This is a genomic window from Bacteroides sp. (assembly GCF_029057325.1).
In the GTDB taxonomy this organism is placed as follows: Bacteria; Bacteroidota; Bacteroidia; order Bacteroidales; family Bacteroidaceae; genus Bacteroides.
Window position 1 is genome coordinate 1 of the sequence record NZ_JAICZW010000143.1, and the last position, 21640, is coordinate 21640.

Below are 21640 nucleotides of genomic sequence, written 5' to 3' on the forward strand. Positions count from 1 at the left end.
GAGTTTGTCCGAAGAACGTCCGAAGCCGAATAGGTCCTGGTAGGGGTGGGACAGGGAGCGGATAGGGAGGAGAGAGCGGAAGGAGGAAAAAGGGATTTCTTCACCTTGATTTGCCGGCTGCGGAAAAGAGGGATGAAAATATCTTACATTCGGGTTGCATCAGGGTGATTTCGGAGGTGTGTTAAAACGAGAAGGAACCGAATAATGATAGATTTTAGGCACGGAATTACACGGATTTACACGGTTTTCTTCTTGATTCATCCGTGAAATTCGTGTAATCCGTGCCTAAAAGAGAGTGAAATGTATCTTTTTGATGCACTTCCCTATATGGATTCACATTAATAAAGCGAAATCTCTCCCAATCCTGCGCGTCCTTCGGAAGCGGATTCGATGGTCAGGCGGAGGAACTTCATTTCGCGGTTTACGGGCATCGGCTTGAACTCCCAGCCGGTGCATTCCCGCTGATAGAGTTCCGTCCAGTGCTGTCCGTCCATGGATGTCTCCACTTTGTGTTTGTAGGAGGAGCTGTCTTTCTGGAACACGATGCGGCTGGCGGTGACGTAAGCCGGCTCTTCCAACGATACGATGATGGTTTGCGGCCATTTGGAATCGCCGGCAATCCACCAGGTGCGGTCGTTGTTGTCTGTGATGTTCGATTCGGGATAGCCTTTCTGGCTGCTTTCCGTCCGGACGGATGCTATTTTCAGGCGTGGTTTTTTCAGGACGCGCTGTTGCCAGGAAGAGGGCTTTACCACTACGTTGTCCTCTTCTTTCCCTAAGAATGGCTCGTGTGCTCCATCCGCTAAAACGGGATTTGTGTCGGGCTTTGTCAGAATCTCGGCTTCTCCGGCTATCAGGCCGTCGGCAGTGGCTTTGATCTTGATTTTGCCCGCTTGGGAGGTGGTTCTTACAAAGGCGAATCCGATGCCGCCTTCCACTTCTTGCGGATTGATGCCGATGCGGCTGATGCTGTCTCCTATCAGGGTGCCTTCGCCGGACACGGTGATCCGGATGATGTGCCGCGAGTCGGGAATCCGCGAGCCGTTCTTGTCGCAAACCTTGAAGTAAACGGGAATCATGTCCGAACCGTCCGCTATGGGCACGATGCCTTCGGTTGGTATCTCCACTGTCAGGTGGTGGGCCTCTTCGGGGGTACGGATGCTGTGGGTCGCCACCACTTTGTCTCCTATCAGGGCTTCGGCTTTCAGGGTTCCTTTTTCGTACCCTTGGGCATCGAAGACAAACAGCGGGCTGCCTCCCTTGTCCACTATCGGGCGATACAGCGGGGCTCTTTCCTCGCGGGTCTGGCTACCTATCAGCTTGCCGTTGCGGTATAGCCGCACCCGGTCGCAGTTGGAGAAGACGGTAATCCCGGTGGTCGAGGAGGAGAACTCTGCGGAAGCGTTGTAAGAGGCTATGAATACCATGGGGCCATCGTACAATCCGGGTTGTGAGACAGACTTGTCGCGCATGCTTTGCAGCATGTAGTAGCAAAATTTGGGGTATCGGTTCATATCGACCGCACCGGAGAACATGGTCTCATCCTCGCTTCCGCGGGCGTAGTCGTTGTAGCTCCACAGGAAATGTCCGCCCATGTGTGGATTGGCATCCAGCATGCACCAGTCGAAGTAGCCGTTTCCGTTCAGTTGTTCGATGCGGCTGTAGCATTGGCGCAGTTGCTCCTCTTCGTTCTCCTTCAGGCTGACGCGCGGCTTTGTGCCGGCACCGTCGCCCCATTCGCGGGTGAACACCGGCTTGATGGCGATGAAATCTTCGGGAAAGTTGCTCATCACGTCGCCGTTTTTGGGATAGTTCTTCACCTGCTTGTAGAGTACGTCATAGTAGGGTGCCATCTCCGCGTTGCCCAGATAGTCGCCTGCCGTGTACATTTGGTCGCCCGGATATTCGGCGTGCGCCAGTGCCTGTATCTCGCGGGCGAGCGATACGGGATAGCGCGATTCGTTCAAGGCAGTCTCCCAAAGCACTACGGACGGGTGGTTGCGGTCGCGGCGAATCATCTGCCTGCCTACCTGATAAAGGCGTTTGATGAAGGTGGAGTCGGGGTTGTAGAATTGCCATCCCGGGATGCACTCCACTACCAGAAGGCCGTACCGGTCGCATGCTTCCAAAAAGGCGGGGTCCGACGGATAATGGGCGGCACGCACGGCATTATATCCCCCCTGTTTCAGGCGGATGACGTCGCGCACCTGCATGGAGTTGGAAGCCGCGTCGCCCACGTGGGGGAAGGCCTGATGGCGGTTGGCGCCGCGTATGTAGAGGGGTTCTCCGTTCAGGAAGAAGCCCTCTTGGGCCGTGTAGCGAAGGGTGCGGATGCCTATCTGCCTGGAGGTCTCGTCCAGCACCTTCGACTTCCTCATGACTTTCGTATGCAGGGTATAGAGGGTGGGGTGGTAGGGGTGCCACAGGGCCGGATGGGCTACATCGAGCTTTTGCGTTACCGTAGTTGCCGACTCGCTCTCCAGCATGAGGGGAGTGGCGACTTCGGCCACTACCTTGCCGGTGGAGTCGCACAATTGCGACACTAACCGGAGCCGGGCCTCTTGGTGGGTCTGGTTGCGCAGGTGGGTCGCTACCTGTACGATGGCCTGCTGTTCGGACACCAGCGGGTAGGTGACGAATTGTCCGCCCCCTGCCACGATGTCTTCTTGCAGCGGGTCGGTCACGAAAATGGGTTCCGTAACCACCATCCGCACGTCACGGTAGATGCCGCTGTAGTAATAAAAGTCCATCCGGTCTTGCGGTTTTCCCGGCGGGGTGAGCGGGTCGTGGCAGGCCGATACCTTGACGGCCAGTATATTGGTCTTGTCCCATTGGATGTGGTTGGTAAAGTCCGCCACAAAGCCCATGTAGCCGCCGTGGTGTTTGGTTATCTTTTCGCCGTTGAGATAGACTTCGCAGTGGTTCATCACGCCTTCAAACTCCACCACGATGCGTTTGCCTTTATACTTGGCTGGCATTTTGAAGTAGCGGCGGTACCAGCCGATTCCGTCGTAAATGGAATTTCCGCCGCAATGTTTGGGTTCCAGCTGCATGATGTGCGGAAGGCTCACCGGCATCCATCGGGATACATCGGCCTCCATGCTTGCCCCGTCTTCTACATCTCCACGGAAGAAGGCCCATCCGGTATTCATTCCGATGGTTTCCCGGGATGGGCTCCCCAGACAGATGCCAACGGAGAAAAGGTTGAAAATCAGGAATAAGATAAAGTGTTTCATAAGAATTGGTTATTGATGTAATTTAAGTTTCGCATATTGACGAGTGGATAAGTTGACAAGTTGACGAGTTAACAAGGCTACGAGGAGAAGCGGTTCGGATTTCTACTGATAACCGATATCCTGTTCGCCAAACAAGCGGATAGAAGGGCCTTCTACACTCGTCCACTTGTCAACTCGTCAACTTATCTCCTTGTAGCCTCGTTAACTTGTCAACTAAATAGATGAATCTATTTCTTCCGTATCTCCGCCATTTCCCGGTTGGGAGCTATCTCCATCGCCTTCAGTTGGGCGCCGTTGGCCGTTTGGCGCAGTCCCATTACCAGTACGTTCTTCTGTCCCTTTCCGAAGTGCAGCCAGCATTCGGGCAGGAAGAATTCGCGTTGCGGGCCGGCTTCCCAATGTCTTCCGATATTGTGTCCGTTCAGCCACATATAGCCGTTGCCCGAGGCGTTGATGCGTGCCATCCAGGGAATCCATTCGTTGGCTTTTTGGGCGGGCAGCTCAAATTCGATGCGATACCAGGTGAAGAGTCCGTCCGGTTCGGCTTTCGGTTGTATGCCGTTGCCTTTGGCCGGAATTTTGTCGGTGGTGTCTAACGTTACCTCTTCCCATCCTTCGGGAACGAATTGCGGCGCAGTCCAGCCGAGGGTCACTCCGGCCATGTCCACGGCGCATTCCCATTCCAGCGGATGGGTCAGGGCGCTTTCGGTGATGGACAGTCCGGCTTCCCGAACGCCTGCCAGCTCTTCCATGGGTACGTAGCCATGCGCGTGTCCCAGATTTTCGTAAACTGCGATAATCTCGTTCTCTCCGCTCTTCAGCAGTCCGGCCACGTCGAAGCGGTTGTCATACTCGTCCGGGCGGATGCGGTCGAAGCAGTCGCGCGTGGTCCAGGTCTGTGCGTCGGCTTTGTCCGGGAAGAGGCGTTTGGCCGGCTTGCCGTTCACCGTCACCGACACGATGTCGCGCGTGAACATATTGAATAAAAGGAAACGCTCGTCGGCCGCCTGCGCGGAAGTCAGACGGACGCGTGTGCGGTAGAGGCTGTAGCGGAAGTCGTTCACGCCCAGATCGGACAGGGAGGCCAGGCGCGAAAGCCCTTTCCAGTCGGCTTTGCCGAAGGCATCCTCTTTCTTTTGGGCAGAGGCGATGCGTATCGGGGCGGGCACTTTGGAGGGGCGCAACGGGCGCATCTGCTCTTTCGGCCACCATTCTCCCTTTCCGACCTCTTTGCCGGCGGGAATCACCAGGACTTGGCAGCCCAAGGCGGGGAGGTCATAAATCACGTCGATCGGTTCGGTGCGCTGTAAGTCGGTGTCTGCCGTTTGGGTGGAGGTTATCAGCACCTTTTCGCCGTGTTGGTTGATGTTGTACATCGGTTCGGCATGACGGTCCTCTTTTCCCGGCAGCAGGCGCACCTTGCCGTGAATCGGGTTCTTCGGGTCCGTGTTGTGCAGGAAGACGAAGCGCGTGCCGTCCTTAGCCACACGCATGCCGCCAAACAGCGACTTGCTTCCACCCTCCAGGGCGCACGGGCCGCCGGTGGAGCGCACCAGTTGCGGTTCGAACGTTCGGATAAACTGTCCGATGGCTTTTGCCTCAAAATACTTGTCGCCCAAGGCTCCGTTCTCGCGTATGGCGGCATTGTAGTCGTAGCTGGTGGTCATGCCTCGGGCACCCCATCCGGCGAAGTGCGTGCCTCCGAAGAACATGTAGTAATTGATTCCGCCCGCTCCGCCCAGCAGCGACATCAGCCCTACGGCCTTGAAGTGGCGTGCGTCGGAGTAGTGGTCTTCGCTCAGTCTGCCGGTTACCAGGGAGAACCAGCCGCCTTGCAGCTCGGTCACGAATCCCGGTGCGTCCGGTTGTTCCCTTTTCAGGTTTGCCATGCGGTGGGCGCAGTCGGGGGCGGAGGAGAGTCCCACGTAGTAGTTGTCGCTGTCGAACACCTGTGACAATTCCTTGTCCTTGCTGCTGCGGCACTCTTCGGTCAGGCAGGTGAATATGGGGATGTCCATCCCGTTTCTTTTGGCCGATTGGTAGAGGGCTTTCAGCAGCTCTTCCTTTCCGTTGCAATCGTGGTGGTTGTATTCATTCTCTATCTGGAGCAGGATGATTCCCTTTTCGCCTGCGGGTTTGCGCGTAAGCTGCTCGTCGGCCAGTGCCTTGCACACGGAGTCAAACCAGTGTTGCGACCAGCGGATGTGGCGGTAGTCGGCGCTTCGCAGCCAAAATTCTTCCGTCACCACCTCCGGGCGGAACTTGGCGAGCCAGCGGGGATAGCCGCCTCCCGAGTATTCGGCGCAGATGAAGGGTCCCGGTCGTACGATGGTGTAAAGCCCGAACTCCTCTTGCGCCATCTTCAGCCAGCGTTTCACGTCGGCGAAGTCGAAGTGGCTGTTGTCGTCCACGCCGCTCGGCATGGTTCTTTCGTGCCAGTTCCAGGGTACGTAGGTTTCCACCGTATTGAATCCCGCCTCCTTGATTTGCCGGAAGCGGTCGCGCCACAAGGCTTCCGGGCAGCGGAAGTAGTGGAAGGCGGCACTGTAGATGAAGAGGTCCTTCCCGTCGATGGTCATACACGAGCCATCGTAGCGAATCCGTTCGGGATGGGCGAAGCTTTTCGCCGGGGTTGCTGTCTTTGCCACTTCTTGGGCACAAACTCTCGGACCATGGATTGCTGCCAGAAGCAGCAGCATGCAGATGAAAAGTGAAAATCTGTTTTTCATAAGGGTATTCAAAAAAAATAATAGATTGTTTATTGTATTATCTATGACACTAAACAAGGTCTATACCCTTATTGCGGCTCAAAATTCTCTCATCCGCCAACAAGGCTTTTGTATTTGCGGGAGTGGAGTTAGAGGAGACGTCTGCAGGCAAAAAGTGTGTAAATACACAGAAAGTGTTTCTCACTCATGTCTTGTTAACTTCCTCACTTACATCTTATTCCAATATCCCTCAGAAACAATTTTCGGGCTGTTGGAAAACAATTTTAAACTCCCTGCAAATAAGTGGGCTTTCTATAAACAACCCATCGGCTGTCTATAGAAAGCCAATAGGCTGCTTGCAGACGGCTTATGGGCTGTTTATAGACAGCCCACTTGTTTGCAGGCCATGCGTAAGTTGTTTCTGAACCATGCGTAAGTTGTTTTCAAGGAAAGAACCGCTTATTTTCGTCATATTTTGACGAGATTAGTTTGCTTATTCTCGTCATTCGTGCTATTTTTGCGTAGTAATTCCGTGAATATGAGATATATCTACATTTGGCAATATCCGCAATGGCCCTGCTTCACTTGGGATGATTCGGCGCTTATCGCCCTGTTGTCCGAAGTGCGCAACCTCGAAGGGAAGATAGCGGGCATGATGGGCGGACTGGGATTTGACATCCAGCGCATGACGTTTTGGGAAGCGATGACGGAAGACGTGCTTTGTTCAAGTGAGATAGAGGGCGTTTTCTTAAACTCAGACCGGGTTCGTTCCTCCATAGCCAAGCATCTGGGCATAGAGACGGCGGGTCTGCCTGTTCCCGACCATTATACCGAAGGCGTGGTGTAAGTGATGCTGGATGCCGTCAGGAACAACAATCTTCCTTTGAACCACGAACGTATTTGCTGAAAGACGATGCCGAAAACAATTCCTAAGAACGGATTATTTTCCTCTCTCCCCCAGGCTGTCCGAGAACATCTGTTATGCTTTCTTTTAGGCACGGAATTACACGAATTTACACGGTTCCCTTATTTGTCTTATCCGTGAAATCCGTGCCTGAAAGTCACTATATTATGCAAGCACAAGCTATTGAACTGCAATTAGGCAGGTATCCGAACGCTCACGATAATTCCTTTAATTAAAAAAACTTCAAAAAAATTTTTGATGGGCGTAAGGGTGTCTTTACGATTTTGTGTCTATTGGGCGTATAACCTTAAAAAAAGTTTGCCTATGTAGAAAAAGAATAATCAGTAAAAACAAATAAAAAGAAGAGGGGGAACGCCTATAGGCCGGTTCCTTATTTATAGTGAAAAAAATTATAGCTAACCTTATTACTTATAATATATGAATTTTAAAAATTATTTTAGCCTTTTGGTGCTGTTGTTTTTTACAATGAGTCTCTCGGCGCAAACCAAAGAGAGAAAGATAACAGCCAGCTTCACGAACATTCCTCTTTCGGAAGCGATGAAGCAAATTGAGAATTTAACGGGTTGCACCTTCTTCTACGATGCGGCCCAAGTGGACGTAAAGCAGAAAGTGAGCCTGGACAGCAAGGACGAGCCTTTGAGCAAAGCGCTGAACAAGATGCTTTCTCCCATCCGGTTGGGCTTTGAGGTGACAAACACTCAGATTGCCATTTTCAGCAAGAAAGCTGCCCCCACAGGCCCTGCTTCCAAAGTACGCGGAACGGTGTTGGACGATACCGGTGAAAGCGTTATCGGTGCCAACGTCACGGTGGAAGGTACTACCGTCGGAGTTATCACCGACATTGATGGTAACTTTGAACTTGAAGTTCCCCGGAATGCCAACATCATCATCTCCTTCATCGGCTATCAGACACAAACCATCAAATATACCAACCAACCTTTCTTGAACGTGAAACTGAAAGAAGACTCACAGGCACTGGAAGAAGTGGTCGTAGTGGGTTACGGTACACAGAAGAAGGTGAACATGACCGGTTCTGTGGCACAGGTGGATAGCAAAGCACTGGAAAGCCGTCCTATTCAGAACGTATCTACCGGTTTGCAAGGTTTGATGCCGGGTGTGACTATTACGGCAGGTGAAGGTCGTCCGGGCCAGGATGGCGGTACTATCCGCGTGCGTGGTGTCGGTACCCTGAACGATGCCAATCCTTACATCCTGGTGGATGGTGTAGAGACCGGTACGATGAACTCGGTTGACCCCAACGATATCGAGAGCATCTCTGTATTGAAGGATGCCGCTTCGGCTGCCATCTACGGTTCTAAAGCCTCCAACGGTGTCATCCTGATTACTACCAAACGTGGTAAGACCGGCAAGCCGCGCATCTCTTACAGCGGATATGCCAGCTTGCAGAAAGCCACCATGCTGCAAGATTTGATGAGTTCTTACGACTATGCCCGCCTGTACGATCAGGCACGTGTGGCAGAAGGCTTGGCTCCTCGTTTTAGCGAAGAGGCTTATCAAAAGTTTAAAGATGGTTCCGACCCCTATCACTTTGCTAACACCGACTGGCTTGGATTGGCTTATCAGACAGGCTTCCAGCATTCTCATAATGTGAGTATGAGCGGCGGTACGGACAACCTGAAGTACATGGCTTCCGTAGGTTATTTGCACCAGACCGGTATTTTGCCCAACTCAGAGCGGCAGCAGTTCAACGGACGTACCAATTTGGATATTAAAGTGAACTCCCGCATGAATGTACGTGTCAACATGGCTTATATCAACAACGACTATTCCGATCCCAACTCTTCGTATGCTGATGGTAGTTCCGGACAAATCATTTCGATGTTGAACAAGATGGCTCCTTGGATTGTTGCTCGCTATGAGGACGGCACTTGGGGAACAATTTCAGACGGAAGTCCGATTGCTTGGTTGGATGTTGACCAGACAATAAGACGTGAAAACCAGAATTTCTCGGGTATGTTGTCTGCTGACTATAAGATTGTGGATGGATTGGTGGCTACGCTGACCGGTGCATACGTCAATAATCAGCAACATTACAAGGCTTTCCGGAAATTCATTCAGTACAATCCCAACAAGCAGTCTGAGCCTAACAAATTGAACGAAAACTTCTACGGCTGGCATCGTGCTACTTTCGATGCTTTATTGAATTACGACAAGCAGTTCGGTCTGCACGGATTAAAGGCTATGGCAGGTTGGCATACCGAGAAATACAATTATAGAGAGAACACTACGGAACGCAGGAACTTCCCCAATAACGACCTGACGGACATGAATGCAGGTGATGTCGCTACCCAGAAAACCGGCGGATATACGCGTGAGTTGGCGATGATTTCCTGGTTCGGTCGTATCAACTATGACTATGCCGGCAAATACTTGTTCGAGGCCAATATCCGTGCGGATGCCTCCTCCCGTTTCGCCAAAGGCAACCGTTGGGGCTATTTCCCCTCTTTCTCTGCCGCATGGCGCATCACGGAAGAATCGTTTATGGAGAATACGGAGGATTGGCTGAGCAGCCTGAAGCTGCGTGCTTCCTACGGTAACTTGGGTAACCAGTCCGCTTTGAACAGCTACTATCCTTGGATGAGCACCTATTCGTTGGATACCAAATATCCGTTGGGTGGGAACCTGCAATCTGGTTATTATCAGGCGAATTTCAATAATCCTGCCATTTCTTGGGAAAAAGCACGTACTTGGGGTGTGGGCTTTGATGCCACTCTCCTCAATAAGCTAAATGTATCTTTCGACTATTACGATCGCAAGACTACAGGTATCATTATGGACGTGCCTGTTTCCAGAGAGTTCGGTTTGGGTGCTTACAAGGCGAATGTAGGTGCGATGGTGAACCGCGGTATGGAGTTGACAGTGGGTTACAATGACAAATGGGGTGCTTGGACATTTGGCGCTACCGCTAATTTGGCCTACAATAAGAACAAAATTCTGAATTTGGATAGTGCAGAGGTGCTGGAAGATGGCGATTTGAAAGTGAAGCAGAAAGGTGAGGCCATCAATATGTACCGTCTGTATCATGTAGAGGGTATATTCCAGTCGGATGAAGAGGCTGCGGCTTGGCAGAAACAGCATGAAAATGACCCGGGATTTCCTTTTAAGAAAAAAATGAAAGGTGGTGATTTGATTTATGCTGATGCTAATGGTGATGGTGTTATTAATGCCGAAGACCGTGTATTGTGCGGTTCTTCCGATCCTTCCTATACGTTTGGTTTGAATTTGAATGCCGGCTATAAGGGATTTGACCTCTCTATGATGTTTACCGGTGTGGCAGGAGTAAAACGTTACTTGGACTACTTTGGATTTGGTGGTGAATTTCTCGGTGATGGTTGCCATCCGAACAATATTTGGTTGGATGCCTGGACTCCGCAGAATAAGAATGCTAAGATGCCCCGTGTGGTTTACAATGCCAATTCAAACTCAAACAACCTTGCGCAATCTGATTTCTGGTTGCAGGATGGTAGCTATGTGCGTCTGAAGAATGTGCAGTTTGGCTACACCATTCCTGAGAAGCTTTTGAAGCCGTTGGGAATTGAGAAGATTCGTGTCTATTATTCCGGTGAGAACCTGTTGACTTTCCACAAGATGATGGTCGATGCTGACCCTGAATTGGGCTGGAATACCTCTTTCCCGCTTAGTCAGACACACGCTATCGGAGTGAACATTACTTTTTAAAGCTAACCCTTAATACGTATAAAGAAAGATGAAACGTATATTTACATACATGGTGGCCGGTATGTCCTTGTTCGCCACCTCTTCTTGTTCAGATTTTCTGGATACTGCGCCCTATGATGCCCTCTCTCCTGCTACAACTTGGAAGACGGAGGATGATGCCGCGAAGTTCTTGATTGGTTGTTATGATGGATGGATTGACTATGGAGGTATCCTTTATTGGGATTGCGGTTCTGACTTTGGCTACAACAATTTCCCTTGGGAAGGATATAACAAGGTCGGTAACGGACTCATGGCGGCAGCTGATCCTGGTGTGGATATGTATAGTTTTGGTAAAATCCGTAGCTGCAATGATTTCCTCGCCAATATTGAGAATGTTACGTTCGCAGACGATGCCAAGAAGAAAGATATGGTAGCACAAGTAAAGGTAATCCGTGCCTATCAGTATTTTCAGATGAACTGGAATTATGGCGGAGTGCCCATTATCGAATCTTGGAACTCTTCCGAGGAGGCGATGGTGTCGCGTAGTACCGAAGAAGAAGTGAATAATTTCATTGAAAAAGAATTGGACGAGGCTATTCCCATGTTCCTCAATGACAAGACGGACACTCGCGGTTCTATAGACCGTGCTACAGCTTTGGCTCTCAAGATGCGTCATGCCCTCTATTATGGAGAGTATGAACGTGCTAAGAAGGCGGCTTCGGACATCATGGCTATGGACAAATATAGTTTGGATCCTGATTTCTTGCACATGTTCTCTTTGGCAGGTAAGGATTCTGAGGAAATCATCATGTCCGATCAGCGCATTGAAAACCTGTATGAGAACTGGTTACTGCAAGTGTTGTACAACAACGCTGATGGCGGCTGGTCATCTATAGTACCCACCAAGCAGTTGGTAGATGCGTTCGAGATGGATAATGGGTTGACTAAGGAAGAGGCTGGTGATTACTACGATCCCGCTCACCCATTCGCACACCGTGACCCTCGTATGGCGATGACGGTTGTCTTCCCCGGCATGGATTGGGTGAAGCTGGATGGATCGGTAGAGGTCTTGAACACACTGGAACATTATCTTGAAGATACAAATGGAGATGGTAAGTTGGGTGAGGGTGATGATGAAAACCCGAATCATCCGCTTACAGCAGGTAATGCTTCTCAAACCGGTTTGACATGGGGAAAATACACAATTCCCATGACGCAATATGGTAGTGATCTTTATAATTCCAGTATGTGTGTCATTCTTTTCCGTTATGCTGAGGTATTGTTGAGCTATGCTGAAGCTGAAAACGAGTTGAATGGTCCGTCACGTGATGTCTATACTCAGTTGAATTTGGTTCGTAACCGTGTAGGTATGCCTAACGTGGATGAGGAAAAGTACAACACAAAGGAAAAACTGCGTGAACTGATTCGTCGTGAACGTTCTATTGAATTGGCTGGTGAAGGCTTCCGTCGTGCTGATATTCTTCGTTGGAAAGACAGCGAGGGTAAGATGTTGGCAGAAACTGTATTGAACGGTGACTTGGTGCGTTTCACTGGTATTGTTAACTATGATGAGGAAGATCCTTACATGCGTGCCGTAATCAGTGACGAAACAGAATTGATAGAATCACGTCAATTCAGAACTTACAACCGTTACTTGCCCATTCCGCAAAAGGCCTTGGATTTGAATAAGAATCTGGAACAGAATGACGGATATTAATGTCCTGAATGCTTTTAATATTGCTGTCCTGTAAATAGGAAAGTTTACCGGACAGCAATACCTTTTATCAGCCTATATGAAAGGCTGGATTTGTTGACTACGTGAAGTTGATGGAAACCTGAAAACACAAAGGTCTCTGAATTTTATGAGATACCCATCAGAGACACTTCTAACTTACAGAAAAAAATCAATAAAATATGAAAAAAATATTATTAACCTTATTTGTCGTACTAAGTGTTGCATGTACAGATAGAGTAACAGAGATAGAATCAATGGAAGTTCCAGTAACCCGTACTATGATTGATGAAGTATCATCAACAAACCCTAATTTGATTACAGATTGGGAAAATCTGAACGATATTGTATTATGGAATGGGATTCGTGAACCGACTCCTTGGGCTATTTCTTCGCCTATAGTTTCCAATGTGGATTTTGCTATGGATGTAAAGAAAGAAGATGGTTGGATAATGCTGTGTCATACATTTAAAGCACTGAACGCTTATGAGAATATAAATTATATCATGCTTTATAATAAGTTGACTGGCTTTTTGAAGGTATTTTATTATAATAAAATTGCTAATTCATCTCCTAATGGTGCCTTATGGCATATAAAGTGTCAAAGTGGAATAGGATCTTCCTTTTTCAATTTGAATAATTATTTTGCGTTGCCGGATAATGCCGCTAGTAAGAATACATTTGTAACTTTATCAAACGCATTGGACGAACCTTCTAATGGATTTCAGCTAGGGTGGAATGGATTTGAAATGGAACTTCCTTATACTACCGACTATGCAAAAATGCTTTTCTCCATATCTACGTACAATAAAGCAATAACTTCTTATACATTCTCAGGAACTACTGAAAATAAGATTGAGGGGACTATTGTAAAGACAATGCCGAGTACGAGTAGCATATTAAAGTCTATTTCTACGCTTAGTGGTCAAGGTGCAAAAGGTTTGATAGGAAAGTTTAAAAAGAAGGTGGACGAAGGTTCTGATGCTACTGTTAAGGCTAAATTGGGAACTAAAATAATCAATGCATTGTCCAAAATTTCAACGGAAGGGTATACGTCGGCCTTTCTTGGTGGATTGAAGTTGATTTTTGGTTCAAGTACGGTTACAGAAAAAGAACAAGTGCACTTGACATCCAACGGTACGGTAAATTTAGAAGGAACTTCAATCAATATATCTACAGGGGCTGCTTATCCTATTGGAAATTTAAATTGGTATGATATGACTGGTTTGAATAATTCGGTTAATGGTAGTCAGTATTTAGGTGTATGGACTTTGTCAGATACGCCGACTGTTCGTTTTACTCGGTATTCTATAATAAAGAATGCTAAGAAATATTGGACATCTGGCACTTTATATTCTCCGATGGGGGGTAATATTACTGCAAATGTAAAGATAAATCCTGATTTGGAACCTTATATAACGAGTCGTTCTATTACTACAGAATTGGTTTATTGTGAGAAGTTTGATGGTAAATCCAATTCTTCCTATCCCTTTGGATGTTTTGGAAACAATGAAATTTATTCGGATGACTCCATGAAACTGGTTGAAACCTTGAAAGGAACCGAGAGCATTTCTGCAAGTATTTTGTGTAGTGGTATGCGAGTTCCTGATGGTTATGAACTTTTCTATGACTGGGGTGCTGAACCGAAAGACAATTTTGTGGTAGTTGTAACAGTTAAGTTGTCATATAACTATAACGGAAAGTCACATACGATAGTTTCTTCACGCCCATACAAGGCAAAGTATATTGTAGATGAGTCTTATAATGGGAACCACATTCGTCCTAATAGTAAAGTATATATTGTTAATACAGGAGAATATCTCTTCGAGGATAGAAGAGATCCTGTTTATGAATATTGATATATAGAGATTTCCGGAACGTTCAATGTTAATAGGATTCTTATCTATTGATTGACTTCGAAAATGCATGATAAATCTTGCCTGTTTAAATTTTGTTCTGTGTTCTTTTGGAGGAGATTTAAACAGGCTTTTTAATAAATATGCAAACTGATAAAAAGGTATGAAAAACAAGTTATTTCACGCTTTATGCTTAGCCGCCAGCCTTGCTTTGGCAGCACCTGCCCAGGCGCAGGTAAAGAACGTCTGGAACCCCGACAATCAGGACGGCACATTCACCAATCCCCTGATGTGGGGCGACTGGCCCGACCCGGACGTAATCCGTGTGGGCGATGACTTTTACATGGTATCTACCAGCATGCACTACGTGCCGGGATGCCCCATTGTCAAATCGAAGGATTTGGTCAATTGGGAGATGGTGGGCTATGCCGTGGACCGTTACGACGAAGACCCGAGATACGACATGCAGGGTGGCAATCTCTACCTGAACGGCTCGTGGGCGGCTACGATTCGCCATCACAACGGATTGTTCTATGTGGGTTTCTGCACCCCTTACGGTTGGGGACGCGAGAAGGGAAACTTCTCGATGTGCATCGCCAAAGACCCCAAAGGTCCTTGGGAAAGAGTCATCTTCCCCGAATATCTGTACGACCCGGGACTGCTGTTCGATGACGACGGCAAGGTGTATGTGGTGCACGGACAAGGCACGCTCTACGTGACCGAACTGAACGCCGACGCGCGTTCGGTGAAAGGCGAGAATGTGAAGATATGGACCGACCGCTTCAAGAACGCCCACGAACTGGGAGGAGGCTTCGGCATGGAAGGCTCTCACGTCTATAAAATCAACGGAAAGTATTACATCACCTGCCCGGCGGGAGGAACCGAAGGATGGCAAATCTGCCTGCGTTCCGACAACATCTATGGCCCCTACGAGCACAAGCTGATTATGAACGACGACAGCTCCTATCCCGGCAACGGACTCCATCAGGGAGGTATGGTGCAGCTGAAGAACGGCGACTGGTGGTTCATCATCATGCAGGACAGAGGCGCGATAGGACGCGTGCCGCACCTGGTGCCGGTGAAGTGGGTGGACGGATGGCCCATGCTGGGAGCGGACGGCAAGGACGTGATTACGTACCGGAAGCCTGCGGTGGGCAAGACATCCAAAGTGAAAAGCCCCGCCACCACGGACGAGTTCAATACCCGCACCCTGGGCTTGCAATGGCAGTGGAACCACAATCCCGACAACACCAAGTGGACCTTGGACGAACGCAAAGGCCACATGCGCCTGAAAGCGTCGGTGGCGAAGAACCTGAAAGAGGCGCGCAACACCCTGACGCAGCGTGTGCAAGGACCTTCGTCGGAGGGAACCGTGGAACTGGACGTTACGGGACTGAAAGACGGAAACGTGGCAGGCTTCGGGGTCTTTGAGTTCCCCTACGCATACGTGGCTGTCAGCCAGGAGCAGGGCGCACGGAAAATCATCATGTGCAACGATGACAAGGTGATAGAGACCGTGGAACACTTCACTGGCGATAAAATCTGGATACGCTCGCGCGTGACGGACAAGGACTTTACTGCCAAGTTCTACTACAGCCTGGACGGAGTAAACTTCCGCCCCATCGGGAACGACCTTAAAATGGACCTCGGACTGCCGTGGACAGCCAACCGCTTTGCGCTGTTCAACTTCACGACCTCGGCGCAGGGCGTGGATGGATGTGCCGATTTCAACTGGTTCCGTTTTACCAATAAATAAAGAATTGAAATTTTGTAAGTACGCTATGCCGTAATGGTATAATTAGGCACGGATTTCACGGAATTACACCGTTTTTTCTTTCATGAATCCGTGTATTCCGTGTAATCTCGTGCCTAAAAACAGGTCCTAAGCTACTTGCGAAATTTGTTTTAAATAGAAACAATGATACTAATAAGAAATATCTGTTTATATGGTGCCTTGGGGTTGTCGCTGTTTGCTTCAACCGCTTTTGCCAAGGCGAAAGGGGACAAGACGCTCCGCCGCCCGGTGGAATGGCACGTCTCTGTGAGTGGGGATGACAATGCTTCGGGAACATCCGCTGCCCCTTTGCGGCACATTCAGACGGCCGCCGAAAAGGCGCGACCCGGCGATGTCATCACGGTGCATGCCGGCACTTATCGTGAAAGGGTGGCTCCGCCGTGCGGCGGGGATTCCAAAGAGCGTCCGATAGTTTTTCAGGCTGCCAAAGGAGAAAAGGTGGAGATTAAAGGTTCCGAAGTCATCAAGAACTGGAAAAGACTGGATGAGAAGACGTGGGTGGCCGTTATACCCAACCGCTTGTTCGGAGACTTTAATCCCTATCAAGACACGATTCATGGCGACTGGCTGGAAAGAGGGCAATGGTGCCATACCGGAGAGGTCTATCTGAACGACGTGGCCCTGAACGAGACCGATGCGCTGGAAAACGTACTGATGAACGGCGGGGAGACTCCCCTTTGGTTCTGCAAGGTCGATAAGGAGAACACGTGGATATGGGCCAACTTCTTTCAAGCAAATCCGAATGAGGAGCTGGCCGAAATCAATGTGCGGCAGACGGTGTTCTATCCCCGGAAGCCTTTCGTCAATTATATCACGGTGCGCGGTTTCCACTTGAGCCACGCTGCCACGCCGTGGGCGCCGCCTACTGCCGAGCAGATAGGGTTGATAGGTACCCATTGGAGCAAAGGATGGGTCATCGAAGAGAACGACGTGCGCCACTCCAAATGTGTGGGCATCACGTTGGGAAAATACGGAGACGAATGGGACAACAAGGCCGAATCCGTAGAAGGGTACATCAAGACCACCCAAAGAGCCTTGGACAATCACTGGAACCGTGACTCGGTGGGAAGCCACCTGGTGCGCGGCAATCGCGTCTCCTGGTGCGGCCAGGCAGGCATTGCCGGCAGTCTGGGCGCCATTTTCAGCACGGTGGAGGAGAACGTGGTGCACGACATCAGCCGGCAGAAACTCTTCTGGGGATACGAGCTGGCAGGAATCAAGCTGCACGGAGCCGTGGACGCGGTCATCCGGCACAACCATATCTACCGCACGGAGGGAGGCATCTGGCTCGACTGGATGACGCAAGGCACCCGCATCACCCGCAACCTGCTTCACGACAACGAAGTGCAGGACTTCTCGCTGGAGGTGAATCACGGTCCCATATTGGTGGACAACAACCTCTTCTTGTCAACGGAACTGGCTCAGGTGAAGCTATCGCAAGGAGTCGCTTTTGTGCACAACACGATTGCGTGGAAGATATGGCCGACCGGAAAGGTGGACGAACGCGCCACGCCATACCTGCTGCCCCACGACACCCGGATAGCCGGTTATCATGACTGCCCTTGCGGAAATGTTAGCTACTTCAATAATCTGTTTATCGGCGGGGAAGACCTGTCGGCCTACAAAGATTGCAGCCTGCCGGTACAGTTGAAAGGCAACGCCTTCGATGCGCAGGCGCAATACAAGGTGGTGCAGGATGCGGACGGATGGTATCTGGAGATTGCCCCCTCCCGGGAGTCGGCTCATCGGCAGACGGTCGCCCCGGTGCGTCTGAAGCAACTGCCGGATGCGGTCATTCCGAACCAGCCGTTCGACATGAAAGGGGTGGAGCCGGTATTCGACAAAGATTATGTCGGCAAGATAAGGAACAAACGCAACGGTGTGGTGGCAGGTGCGCTTGTCACTGCCGGGAACGGACAGGTGCGTGTGAAGGTTTACGATAATTAAACAGGTTGAAAAAATTATGATAACAAGTAATGTGAATTTGCGAAGAACGATGGGCGTACTCGTCTGTCTTTTCATGCTGTTCCCCTTGCGGGCGGTATCCAAAGAAGCTGATATCGAGAAGATTTTTGTGGTTTTTAAGACCCATCTGGATATCGGGTTTACGGAATTGTCGGGCAAAGTGACCGACACCTATCACCATCATTTTATTCCGGCCGCGCTGGACCTGACCGAGGCATTGGCAAAAGACTCCCTGTCTTTGCGCTACTCCTGGACCACCGGTTCGTGGTTGATATGGGACTATCTGGAACGGGCCGACGATGATAACCGCCAGCGGATGGAGCAGGCCATCCGCAGGGGCGATTTCGGATGGCACGCCTTGCCCTTCACCATGCAGGTGGAGTTGTGCGACAGTGCTTTGTTGTCGGCGGCGTTCTCCTTGTCCGAGACGCTGGACAGACGTTTTGGCCGAAAGACGATAGCAGCCAAAGTAACCGATGTGCCCGGTGTGACCATCGCTATGATTCCCCTTCTGAAGCAACATGGAATTTCGCTGTTGCATCTGGGCTCCAATCCGGGAGCGGCTGTTCCCGATTTGCCGGAGATATTCCGTTGGAAAGATGCCAAAGGAGCGGGAGTGAATGTGATATACCAGACCGATTACGGCATTCCGTTCCGGATTCCGGGAACGAAGAACCTAGTCATCCTTAATTTTACGCACGACAACCATGGACCGCATTCGCGGCAGCAAGTGGAGAAGTTCTATGCCCGCTTGAACGAGGAATATCCCAATGCCGAGATTCTGTCGGTTTCCATGAACGAGATAGCCAAAGAGATAGAGAAGGTGGAGGCGTCGCTTCCGGTGGTCACCTCCGAATGGGGAGATACCTGGGCGTATGGAACGGCTTCCGACCCTAAGAAAGTGGCGGAGTTCCGTCAGCTGGTGAGACTGCACAACAAATGGCTGGCTGAAGGCAGACTGGTGGCGGGCAGTGAAACTGATTTGCAGTTTGTCGTTCCCTTGTTGTTGGTGGCGGAGCACACTTGCGGATTGGATGTGAAGTCCTATCTGGGCAATTACGACCGCTATGAATTTGACAAGCATCCGGAATTTCTGCAAACGCCGGTGGCGCGATACATAGAGAAGTCGTGGAACGAACAGCGTGCCTATCTGTTCCGGGCCCTGTCGGCTCTTCCGGCCGACCTGGAACGGGAAGCTCTGGAGGCTTTGACCGAACTGACTCCACGCGAGACGTCGGCTGAAGGCATGCGCAGCACCACCAAGAGAAACCTGGAAACCAAGTATTTCAAGATTGGCTTTGATTCCGCCACCGGAAGCATCTGCTCGTTGGTGGACAAGAGAAGCGGCAAGCAGTGGGCAGACGCTTCGCACCTGTGGGGAGAGTTGGCCTATCAGATTTATTCAGGAGAGGATTTTGCCCGATTCATAGGCAGCTATTGCCCTAAGAACCCGTCCGGCTGGATGCTGGCGGATTACGGCAAACCGGGGTTGGACAAGTTGTCGCTGAAAAACGAAATCGCCAATTATATGGTCGATGACTTCCGTATGCTGAAAGACAAGCGCGGCGTGTCTGTTGACATCCACCTGGCGTTGAAGGCCGAAGGCGCTCTGTATGGCGCGCCGCGGAAAGCGATTATCCGTTACTCTTTCCCGAACGATAAGCCGGAGATTCATGTGGAGCTGAATTGGTTCGACAAGGCTAAGAACAGAATACCGGAGGCTGTCTGGTTCTCTTTCCACCCGATGCTGCCGTCGGCCAAGATGTATGTGGATAAGATGGGGACGAAGGTGGACGTGCAGCAGGTCGTTTATAACGGCGCGCGTACCATTCATGGAGTGACGGACAATGTCTCGATGCAAAATGCGGAGCATCAGCTCTGCGTCCGTCCGCTGGATGCCTGCCTGGTGCAATTCAATAAGCGGAACATGCTGGCCTTCGACAATGAAGTGGCCGATCCGGAAAAGGGCATGAACTTCTGCCTGCTGAACACGTTGTGGGGCACCAACTATCCGCAATGGTTTGGAGATGACATGAAGTATCGGTTTGTCCTTTCCTTTTAATTTGAAAATCGAATATGAAGTTGTCGGAACTGCCCGATGACTATGAAGAGCTGCTGGCACCGCACCGCCAGGAGCACGGGCGAATGTTCAACCGCATGCAGCTTGATTGGGGATGTGCGAAGGAGTGGGCGGAGACACCGACCGAGAAGCTGCTGGAGGGTTCGGCCCGGCAAGGAGTCACCCCTCTCTTCCTGGAGCAAGTACAGGCGATGGGACGTTATCTGCTTATCTCCTCTTCGGGCAAGTATGTGCCTGCCTTGCAGGCCACTCGCCTGAAGGGCGTACGCCTGTATGGCGGACATACGCTGGACATTGCCTGGAAGGAGGGTAAAGTGGTGAGCGCGACTTTGCTGGCGGGTAGCGATGAAGAGGTGGTATGCGTCAATGGCAACCGGGAAAAGACCCTGAGACTCCGAAAAGGAGAGAAATACACCTTGTAACCGATTCAGGTGTTTTTGTTTGAGGAGTTATCGGGAGTTGGAAGGAGTAAAGGAGTCAAAGGCCCATCGTTTCGCTTAGGTGAAACGAAATATCGGCCTCCGACTCCCGATAACTCCTTTTAAAAAAACGTGTGGAAGAATAAAATTTTTTCCTTATTCCTTTTTATGAGTGAGGGTAAATCCTTATTTTCGTGTCATAAAGACGAAATAGATAATATACGTGGCTGTTATGAAGCAAAAAAATATTCCATGGGAACTGATAATCTCTAAATTCAAACAGGAAATATCAGAGGAGGACAATGCCGAATTGATGAGTTGGGCGGCTGATCCTGAATGTGGAGCTCTATTGGAAGACTTGAAAGTGTTGTGGCAGAAAATACAATTGAAATCAAGCAATTATACGCCTGATAAGGATTATTATTGGAAGGAACTTTCACGTAGGATGAACAAGGCCGAACAAGAGGAGAAGGCGGTGCCTGTAAGAAAAGCGGTGCGCTTTCGGTCTCTATATCGCTATGCCATGGCGGCTTGCATGGTGCTGGCTATCGGAATGTCCTATTATTTGGGAGTTGCCGTTAAGGAGAAAAGCCATATCGAGCAGGTATATACCTGTATGAGCGGTAAGTCAAGAATATCTTTGCCTGATGGGTCCAATGTTTGGTTACATGCCAATACGACGTTGATCTGTAGCGATGATTTTGGGGGGCGGGAGCGCCTGGTTAAAATGTCCGGTGAGGCCTATTTTGAAGTGGTAAAAGACGAGAAAAAAAAGTTTGTTGTGCAAACCGAAGGAATGCAGGTCCTGGTGCATGGCACTAAGTTCAATGTAGGGGCTTCAGCACAGGACAAAGAGAGCAGGGTGAGTCTTGTTGAAGGCTCCGTCTCTTTGAAAACCTCTTCCGAGGAGGTCTTCTTGAAGCCGGGAGACATTGCGGTGTATGATAAAGAGAACAACCGGTTGGCAGTTGCGGCCGGAGATGTGGAATTCGATAGGTTGTGGATGAAAGACAAACTGATAATCTCCAACGAATCGTTGGGGGATGTTTGCCGTTTCTTGTCCAGATGGTATGATGTGGAAATTCATGTGGAAGATGGACTGAAGAGCAGGTATCAATATACCTTTACGTTGCGTGACGAGCCATTGGAAGAGATACTGCGCCTGATGTCGCGCATCAATCCGATAGCCTACAGCTTTGACGAGGACAACGTGCTGACAATATCGGCCGGTTCGGCCGGCAAGTAA

The 21640-nt window shown here is 50.0% G+C and carries 11 protein-coding genes; 9 read left to right on the top strand and 2 right to left on the bottom strand.

Annotated features, from left to right (window positions below):
* Positions 1–338 precede the first annotated feature (338 nt).
* A complete protein-coding gene (locus K2G43_RS08915) occupies positions 339–3152 on the bottom strand; it encodes a glycoside hydrolase family 2 TIM barrel-domain containing protein (protein ID WP_300154375.1) in 2814 nt (937 codons plus the stop codon).
* A 311-nt stretch (positions 3153–3463) separates the two neighbouring features.
* Positions 3464–5965 (bottom strand): beta-galactosidase, encoded by a 2502-nt coding sequence (locus K2G43_RS08920; RefSeq protein ID WP_300154348.1) that lies wholly within the window; start codon positions 5963–5965, stop codon positions 3464–3466.
* A gap of 517 nt (positions 5966–6482) precedes the next feature.
* Between K2G43_RS08920 and K2G43_RS08925 the strand changes: the two genes are divergently transcribed.
* From K2G43_RS08925 to K2G43_RS08965, 9 genes are all read left to right on the top strand, one after another.
* Positions 6483–6791: a DUF4172 domain-containing protein gene (locus tag K2G43_RS08925; protein WP_297642266.1), complete on the top strand. Its 309-nt coding sequence runs from the start codon at positions 6483–6485 to the stop codon at positions 6789–6791.
* A gap of 495 nt (positions 6792–7286) precedes the next feature.
* Complete coding sequence (locus tag K2G43_RS08930; RefSeq protein WP_297642265.1) at positions 7287–10568, top strand: TonB-dependent receptor; 3282 nt, start codon at positions 7287–7289, stop codon at positions 10566–10568.
* 28 nt (positions 10569–10596) lie between these two features.
* Positions 10597–12264: a RagB/SusD family nutrient uptake outer membrane protein gene (locus K2G43_RS08935; protein ID WP_297642264.1), complete on the top strand. Its 1668-nt coding sequence runs from the start codon at positions 10597–10599 to the stop codon at positions 12262–12264.
* A gap of 197 nt (positions 12265–12461) precedes the next feature.
* A complete protein-coding gene (locus K2G43_RS08940; RefSeq protein WP_297642263.1) occupies positions 12462–14138 on the top strand; it encodes a hypothetical protein in 1677 nt (558 codons plus the stop codon).
* 160 nt (positions 14139–14298) lie between these two features.
* On the top strand, positions 14299–15891 hold the full coding sequence (locus K2G43_RS08945) for a glycoside hydrolase 43 family protein (protein ID WP_297642262.1): 1593 nt from the start codon (positions 14299–14301) through the stop codon (positions 15889–15891).
* A 162-nt stretch (positions 15892–16053) separates the two neighbouring features.
* A complete protein-coding gene (locus K2G43_RS08950; RefSeq protein WP_300154354.1) occupies positions 16054–17877 on the top strand; it encodes a right-handed parallel beta-helix repeat-containing protein in 1824 nt (607 codons plus the stop codon).
* 16 nt (positions 17878–17893) lie between these two features.
* On the top strand, positions 17894–19957 hold the full coding sequence (locus K2G43_RS08955; RefSeq protein ID WP_300154357.1) for a DUF5054 domain-containing protein: 2064 nt from the start codon (positions 17894–17896) through the stop codon (positions 19955–19957).
* Positions 19958–19971: 14 nt separating this feature from the next.
* Positions 19972–20397, top strand: a complete 426-nt coding sequence (locus tag K2G43_RS08960; RefSeq protein ID WP_300154361.1) for a hypothetical protein — start codon at positions 19972–19974, stop codon at positions 20395–20397.
* A 229-nt stretch (positions 20398–20626) separates the two neighbouring features.
* Positions 20627–21640: a FecR domain-containing protein gene (locus K2G43_RS08965; RefSeq protein WP_297642258.1), complete on the top strand. Its 1014-nt coding sequence runs from the start codon at positions 20627–20629 to the stop codon at positions 21638–21640.

Bases quoted from the DNA above. Each gene is read 5' to 3' on its own strand.
- K2G43_RS08915 (WP_300154375.1), bottom strand. From the start codon at position 3,152: ATGAATACCGGATGGGCCTTCTTCCGTGGAGATGTAGAAGACGGGGCA.
- K2G43_RS08920 (WP_300154348.1), bottom strand. From the start codon at position 5,965: ATGAAAAACAGATTTTCACTTTTCATCTGCATGCTGCTGCTTCTGGCA.
- K2G43_RS08925 (WP_297642266.1), top strand. From the start codon at position 6,483: ATGAGATATATCTACATTTGGCAATATCCGCAATGGCCCTGCTTCACT.
- K2G43_RS08930 (WP_297642265.1), top strand. From the start codon at position 7,287: ATGAATTTTAAAAATTATTTTAGCCTTTTGGTGCTGTTGTTTTTTACA.
- K2G43_RS08935 (WP_297642264.1), top strand. From the start codon at position 10,597: ATGAAACGTATATTTACATACATGGTGGCCGGTATGTCCTTGTTCGCC.
- K2G43_RS08940 (WP_297642263.1), top strand. From the start codon at position 12,462: ATGAAAAAAATATTATTAACCTTATTTGTCGTACTAAGTGTTGCATGT.
- K2G43_RS08945 (WP_297642262.1), top strand. From the start codon at position 14,299: ATGAAAAACAAGTTATTTCACGCTTTATGCTTAGCCGCCAGCCTTGCT.
- K2G43_RS08950 (WP_300154354.1), top strand. From the start codon at position 16,054: ATGATACTAATAAGAAATATCTGTTTATATGGTGCCTTGGGGTTGTCG.
- K2G43_RS08955 (WP_300154357.1), top strand. From the start codon at position 17,894: ATGATAACAAGTAATGTGAATTTGCGAAGAACGATGGGCGTACTCGTC.
- K2G43_RS08960 (WP_300154361.1), top strand. From the start codon at position 19,972: ATGAAGTTGTCGGAACTGCCCGATGACTATGAAGAGCTGCTGGCACCG.
- K2G43_RS08965 (WP_297642258.1), top strand. From the start codon at position 20,627: ATGAAGCAAAAAAATATTCCATGGGAACTGATAATCTCTAAATTCAAA.